The organism is Corallococcus terminator (genome assembly GCF_003611635.1).
Taxonomy (GTDB): Bacteria; Myxococcota; Myxococcia; order Myxococcales; family Myxococcaceae; genus Corallococcus; species Corallococcus terminator.
Genome location: NZ_RAVZ01000440.1, coordinates 1 through 6,782 on the forward strand (window position 1 = coordinate 1; position 6,782 = coordinate 6,782).

General features: G+C 68.4%; 6 protein-coding genes and 1 tRNA gene. 6 read left to right on the plus strand and 1 reads right to left on the minus strand.

All coding sequences use genetic code 11. The features are described from left to right. The 6 genes from D7V88_RS37355 to D7V88_RS37380 form a co-directional block, all read left to right on the plus strand. Nucleotides 1–1,930, plus strand: a 1,930-nt coding sequence (locus tag D7V88_RS37355; RefSeq protein ID WP_147449034.1) for an ATP-dependent helicase, incomplete at its 5' end; no start/stop codon positions are given. 215 nt (nt 1,931–2,145) lie between these two features. After that, nucleotides 2,146–3,768: an Hsp70 family protein gene (locus D7V88_RS37360; protein WP_120545343.1), complete on the plus strand. Its 1,623-nt coding sequence runs from the start codon at nt 2,146–2,148 to the stop codon at nt 3,766–3,768. An 8-nt stretch (nt 3,769–3,776) separates the two neighbouring features. Next, nucleotides 3,777–4,202 carry an SCP2 sterol-binding domain-containing protein gene (locus D7V88_RS37365; protein ID WP_120545340.1) on the plus strand — a complete coding sequence of 142 codons (426 nt, stop codon included), beginning with the start codon at nt 3,777–3,779 and terminating at the stop codon, nt 4,200–4,202. A 19-nt stretch (nt 4,203–4,221) separates the two neighbouring features. Next, a complete protein-coding gene (locus D7V88_RS37370; RefSeq protein WP_120545341.1) occupies nt 4,222–4,506 on the plus strand; it encodes a hypothetical protein in 285 nt (94 codons plus the stop codon). Between the two features lie 85 nt (nt 4,507–4,591). Further along, nucleotides 4,592–4,663, plus strand: a tRNA-Val gene (locus tag D7V88_RS37375). A gap of 244 nt (nt 4,664–4,907) precedes the next feature. Beyond that, complete coding sequence (locus D7V88_RS37380) at nt 4,908–5,198, plus strand: YacL family protein (RefSeq protein WP_208726704.1); 291 nt, start codon at nt 4,908–4,910, stop codon at nt 5,196–5,198. Between the two features lie 116 nt (nt 5,199–5,314). On the opposite strand, the gene D7V88_RS37385 is transcribed toward D7V88_RS37380, so the two are convergent. Continuing rightward, on the minus strand, nt 5,315–6,274 hold the full coding sequence (locus D7V88_RS37385) for a TerC family protein (protein ID WP_372241163.1): 960 nt from the start codon (nt 6,272–6,274) through the stop codon (nt 5,315–5,317). Between the last annotated feature and the right edge of the window lie 508 nt (nt 6,275–6,782).

The following is a 6,782-nucleotide window of genomic DNA, read 5'->3' on the forward strand; positions in this document are numbered from 1 at the left end:
CGTCATCGCGGGGGCGGGCTCCGGCAAGACGCGCACGCTCACGTACCGGGTGGCGCGCATGCTGGAGCGGGGCGTTCCCCCGGACTCGCTGCTGCTGCTCACGTTCACCAACAAGGCCGCGCGCGAGATGCTCCGCCGCGTGGAGGAGCTGGCCGGCGGCTTCGCGGACGTGGGCCGGCTCATGGGCGGCACCTTCCACCACGCCGCGCACCTGCTGCTGCGCGAACACGCGGGCGCGCTGGGCTTTTCCACCGCCTTCACGGTATTGGACCGCGAGGACTCTCGCGACCTGATGGCCACGTGCCTCGCCGAGCGCAAGCTGCGCAGCGACAAGCGCTTCCCGCGCCCGGACGCGCTGTTGGATCTGGTCTCGCTGGCCACGAACCTCCAGCAGCCGGTGTCCCAGGTGCTGGTGGAGCGCCGTCCCCAGATGCTCCCCGTCGCGCCCGAGGTGTTCGCCACCGCCCGCCGCTTCCAGCAGCGCAAGGCGCAGATGCACCTGATGGACTACGACGACCTGCTCGCTCACCTGAAGCGCCTGCTGGAGGAACACCCCGTCATCCGCGCGGAGCTCACGGCGCGCTTCCAGGGCGTGCTGGTGGACGAGTACCAGGACACCAACCGCCTCCAGGGCGACCTCGTGGACCTGCTCGTGGGCGAGCGCAAGAACCTCACCGTCGTGGGCGACGACTGCCAGTCCATCTACAGCTTCCGCGGCGCGGAGTTCACCAACATCATCGACTTCCCCCAGCGCTACCCCGGCTGCGGCATCTATCCGCTCACGCGCAACTACCGCTCCACGCCCCAGGTGCTGCGGATGGCCAACGCGGTCATCGCGCACAACACCCGCCAGTTCCCCAAGGCCCTCGTGTCCGACGGTGCCCCGGGCCCCGTGCCCCAGGTGGTCCCCACCCGCGACGTGCGGGGTCAGGCCGCCTTCGTCACCGAGCGCGTCCTCGCGCTGCGCGCCCAGGGCCAGCGGCTGGAGTCCATGGCGGTGCTCTACCGCGCCCATCTGCACTCGCTGGAGCTCCAGGTGGAGCTGGCGCGCAACGGCCTGCCGTTCCGGGTGCGCTCCGGGGTGCGCTTCTTCGAGCAGGCCCACATCAAGGACGCGCTCGCGCACCTGAGGTGGGTGCACAACCGCACGGATGAGATGGCCTTCAAGCGGCTCGTGCGAAGGCTCTCCGGCGTGGGCGCCGTCAGCACCGAACACCTGTGGACCGCCCTGGGCGCGCTGCCAACGGAGCTGACCCTCCCGGAGGCCCTGACGCATCCGGACGTCCTGGCCCACGTGCCGCGCAAGGCCCAGGCCGGGTTCCAGCGCTTCCAGGCCCTCATCACCACGCTCTGTGCCAGCGGACCGCGAGGCCCGGGGGCCCTGCTCGCGGACGTGCTCGCGGCGCGCGACGCCACGGCCGCCTCCGAAGTGGCCGACCTCCGCGCCCAGGACCTCCGCCAGCTCCAGGAGTTCGCCGGGCGCTCCGAGGACGTGCCCCGCTTCCTGTCCGACATCGCCCTGGTCGCCGAGTTCTCCGCGCAGGCGGCCCTGGACGGCGAAGTGCCCGACGACGTGCTCACCCTCTCCACGGTCCATCAGGCCAAGGGCCTGGAGTGGCGGTCCGTCTTCGTCCTGGGCCTCGTGGATGGGCGCTTCCCGCTGTCGCTCGCCACCCGGAGCCCCGAGGACGAGGAGGAGGAGCGCCGGCTCTTCTACGTCGCCGTCACCCGGGCTCGCGAAGCGCTCTGGCTCGTGTACCCCCACACCTCGTTGCCCCGGGAGGACGGACGCCTCCTCTTGACGCCCTCGCGCTTCCTGGCCGAGCTGCCCGTCGGTCCTGACGCGGTGTGCGAAACGCTGCCGCCCCCCGAACCCGACGGTCCGATCCGCGTCCGGGAGCTGGGACCGGATCCCGAACTGGAGCCGTAGGGCGGCCGGCCCCGGGGGCCCATGGGCCTCCGGACCGGGCCCCGGGGCCCCAGAGCCCCGGTGTCCAGCCAGCGACAGGGGGCGCTTGGCGTGCTGCCCGGTCGGAACTACAGCCAGGGAGGAAGCATCCGCCTAGAAACGCGCACGCGACGGCACGACGTGCTAGAGAGTGAGAACGGGCGCGGCCTCCCCCTGGCGTGCGCTCGCTGAACTTCATGGCGGACAGACCACGCATCGTCGGGATTGACCTGGGCACCACCAACACCCTGGTGGCGTCCGTGCGCAACCGCATCCCGAAGATCGTCCCCACGGATCGCGGCAATCTCATCCTGCCCTCCGTGGTCGCGCTCTCCTCCAAGAACGATCTCCTGGTCGGCGGCGTCGCCAAGGACCAGATGGTGACCAACCCCAAGAACACGCTCTGGGGCACCAAGCGGCTCATCGGCCGCAAGTTCCATTCGAAGGCGGTGGACGACCTCAAGGGGTACTTCCCCTACGACATCGTGGAGGACCCCAACGGGGACGCCGCGGTGACGATGGGCGGCAAGCTGTACTCGCTGCCGCAGATCTCCAGCTTCGTGCTCTCGCAGTTGAAGACCATCGCGGAGCAGTTCCTGGGCGGCCCCATCGACGCGGCCGTCATCTCCGTCCCGGCCTACTACAACGACAACCAGCGCAACGCGGTGAAGGAAGCCGGGCGGCTGGCGGGCTTCGACGTCAAGCGCATCGTCAACGAGCCCACCGCCGCGGCGCTCGCGTACGGCTTCAACCGGGGCCTGGATCAGAAGATCCTCGTCTATGACCTGGGCGGCGGCACCTTCGACGTCAGCGTGCTGCACCTGGCCGGCAACGTCTTCGAGGTGCTGGCCACCGGCGGCGACACGTTCCTGGGCGGCGCGGACTTCGACAACCGCATCATGGAGTACGTGCTGGAGCGCTTCCGCGACGAGACCAAGGTCGACCTCGCGGACCACCCCATCGCCCTGCAGCGCATCAAGAACGCCGCCGAGGCGGCGAAGATCGACCTGACGCTCATTCCGAACGTCGTCATCGACCTGCCCTACATCGAGGAGCGCAAGGGCAAGCCGTTGGACCTGCGCATCCCGCTCACCCGCGACTATCTGAACAACCTCACGGGCGACCTCGTGGATCGCACCTTCGAGATCTGCGACCGCGTGCTCGCGGAGAAGGGCATCTCCCGCTCGGAAATCGACGAGATCATCCTCGTCGGCGGCCAGAGCCGCATGCCGCTGGTGCAGCAGAAGATCCAGGCCCACTTCGGCAAGGCCCCGCGCAAGGGGGTGCACCCGGATGAGTGCGTGGCCCTGGGCGCGGCGCTGCTGGGCGACTCGCTGGGCAGCATCGACGCGGTGACGCTGCTGGACGCGCTGTCCATGCCCATCGGCTACGCGATGCCCAACGGCCGCGTGAAGCGCATCATCGAGAAGAACTCGCTCATCCCGATGGTGAAGAGCTTCCGCCTGCCGCCGCCCAAGGACGCGGGCTCGCCCTTCATCGAACTGGACATCTACCAGGGCGACAGCGACCTGATGGTGGACAACGAGTACCTGGGCACGGTGCGCGTGCCGGCCGCATCCGCGGGCCGGAAGATCGATTTCCGCCTCACCGAGGAGTGTCTGCTCCAGGTGCAGGTGGAGGACAACACCGGCACGTTGCGCAAGGTGGACCTGGCCACGCGCGACACGCCGGAGCAGTTGAAGAAGGCCCTGCTGGAGGTGTCCGCGCGCAACGCGCAGGCGGCCCCCTCCACCAGCACCGCGTCGAATGACGACCGGGGCCTCTTCTCCAGCATCAAGAGCATCTTCCGCAGGGGGTAGGGGAAGCGATGCCGAAGTTTCCGTCGAAGGAATGGCTGGACGAGGCCGTCCGGCTCACCAACTCGGATCCCGAATGCGCCATGGCCGGCAAGGGCTGGAAGGGCGACTTCGGGGCCATCATTGACGCGGAGCCGGGCAAGCTGGCGAAGCCCTTCGTGGTGCACGTCGTCCCCGGGGACTGCCGCATCGAGAAGGCCCGCGTGCTGTCGGATCCGGACGACCTGGAGGAGCTGGAGCCGGTGTACCTGGCGCGCGCGCCCTATTCCGTCTGGAAGCAGCTCCTGCTGGGCACGCTCGACCCCGTGGATGCCGTGCTCAAGCGCCGCATCTCCATGAAGGGCGACCTGCAACCCCTCATCGAACGCATGCGCTACAAGGGCATCGCGGACCGCGTCTTCGCCTCCCTGAAGACCGAGTTCCCTGACGGCACCTGACCAAGGAGCGCGCACCCCCATGGGCATCCGGGACACGTTGAAGAAGCAGGCACTGGGACTCTCTGGCAAGGCCATGGAGAAGCTCATGGGCGACGAGAAGCGCGCCATGGCGGTGGCCCAGGCCATCGGGAAGGTCCAGCGCGGCAAGCAGGCGCTCGACCGGGGGCAGGACGAGGTGATGAAGGCCCTGCACTTCGCGCCCAAGAGCGAGTTCAAGGCCATGGGAAAGCAGTTGGCGGGCCTCAAGCGCCGCCTGCGCGAGCTGGACGAGAAGCTGGACGCGCTGTCGGACGGCTCCTCCTAGAAATTGCGTTGACACCCACGCGGACGAATGGCACTTATCGCCGCGTCCGTTGCGCAGCGGTGGGGCGCGGCGGCACACAGAAGTCGGGCGCATAGCTCAGTGGTAGAGCACTGCCTTCACACGGCAGGGGTCGCAGGTTCAAGCCCTGCTGCGCCCACTCGAAACGAAAAAGGCCGTGAGTCCCCCAAAGACTCACGGCCTTTCGCTTTTCCACCTCCCAACACTGACGCGCGGTTTCCGGACGGGGTCCCCGTCGGCTGCCTCACGCGAGGGGGCCTCCAGTGTCGGGTTCCGGCGCAATCGACACCGGCGGGTCTGGGGAAAGATCCAGCCGCTGTGTCACCTTCACGGGCGTGCCCAGGACATTGCGATTCACGTGGGATCAGCAGGGTCGTGCGGTCGTGAACGGCCTTCCTCCGGACGACGTGCTGGCGGACTACCTGGCCCAGGAGCTGGGCTTCGAGCCGGCCCGGGCGCAGAAGATGCTGCGCGTCCTCAACGCCGTACGACACGGCAAGCGCGATCGCTGGGACGTCACCGGCGACGCGTGGAGCCTGGAGTTGTCCCCCGTGCGGGCTTCCATCCACAGCGAGGAGACCATCCCCGGACGCTCCCAGGAGCTGTCCCTGGAGGAGTTCGAGCACGTCGTCCGCTCCTGGCTGGAGTTCATGGAGCTGTCGCGGGCGCACTGAGCGGCGGCTGACAAAAAAACGGCCCGAGCCCCCACGCGCTTCGGGGGCCCGGGCCTGGAGCCCCACACCCCATGGGACCCACAGCTTCACAGTCTGTCGAAGGCTGACGCGGGGCTTCAGGCCTTGGTCGCGGACGGCAGCTTCGCGTCGTCCGGCGTCGGCGCCTGAGGCTCGTGCGGCGGCGTGTTGCGGGCCTTGACCAGCGAGGCCACGATGCTGGCGCCCAGCACCAGCCCGATGACGCCCAGGGACACCGCGGGCGACAGGTGCACCACGTCCACCAGCGCCATCTTCGCGCCCACGAAGATGAGGACGCCGGACAGGCCCACCTTCAGGTAGGTGAACTTCTCCATCGCCCCGGCCATCAGGAAGAAGAGCGAACGCAGGCCCAGGATGGCGAAGATGTTGGACGTGAAGACGATGAACGGGTCGCGCGTCACGGCGAAGATGGCCGGGATGGAGTCCAGCGCGAAGAGCACGTCGGACGCTTCCACCAGCAGCAGCGCCATCAGGAGCGGCGTCGCCAGCTTGCGGCCGTTCTCCACCGTGAGGAAGTGCTGCCCGTCGAACTTCGGCGTGGAGGGAATCACGCGGCGCGCGGTGCGCATGAGCCAGCCGTCCTCCGGGTGCTCCTCCGCGTTGCGCTGGATGAAGAGCTTGACGCCCGTGAGGATGAGGAACGCGCCGAAGACGTAGATGAGCCAGTGGAAGCGCTCCAGCATCGCCACGCCCGCGAAGATCATCGCCGCGCGCAACACCAGCGCGCTCAGGATGCCCCAGAAGAGCACCCGGTGCTGGTAGAGCGCCGGGATCTTCAGTGCGGTGAAGATGACGACGAAGACGAAGATGTTGTCGACGGAGAGCGACTTCTCGATGAGGTAGCCGGTGAGGAACTCCATCCCCGGCCCGGAGCCGTAGCGCCACCAGAGGACGGCGTTGAAGGTCAGCGCCAGGCTCACCCACACCGCGCTCCACGCGCCGGCCTCCTTGAAGCTGATCGCGTGGGCCTTGCGGTGGAACACGCCCAGGTCCAACGCGAGCATCGCGAAGACAAAGGCGATGAAGCCGCCCCACATGAGGGGGCTTCCGATGGTTTGTATTGAGTCCAAGGCATTCACCTGGAAAGGGGGGGCTGAAAAGCCAACCCTCTTCAGATAGGGGCCGGACGACTCTTCGGCAAATAGGGAATCCGGACGCGAAGCTTCGGGAAAAGCGAAGTATCGCGAAAGCAGGCGGGCGGAAGGCGTGGGGAGGCGGCCAATCGGGGGCCGCTACCGCTGGGGCGATGATGGGAAGTGTTCACGATCGCCAGGGTTTGCAAAAGCCCCGGCCAAGAACGCTTTCACCGGGCCAGTGAGACCCGCCAGGCGCTCGGCCCCTTCGTGGCACGCGAGCGCAAGGTGCCGGGCGTGGGGATGAGGCCGCCGGCGACCCTGCCGCGGCCCTCCCGTCTCGTGGCCCCAGCACAAGGACACCCCCTCCTGATGCGCAACCGCTTCGTCTTCACGTCCAGCGCCCTGCTGCTGGCGCTCCATGCTGTTGGCTGCGGCGCGAGCCCCGAGCCCGAGCAGACCCCCACCGGAG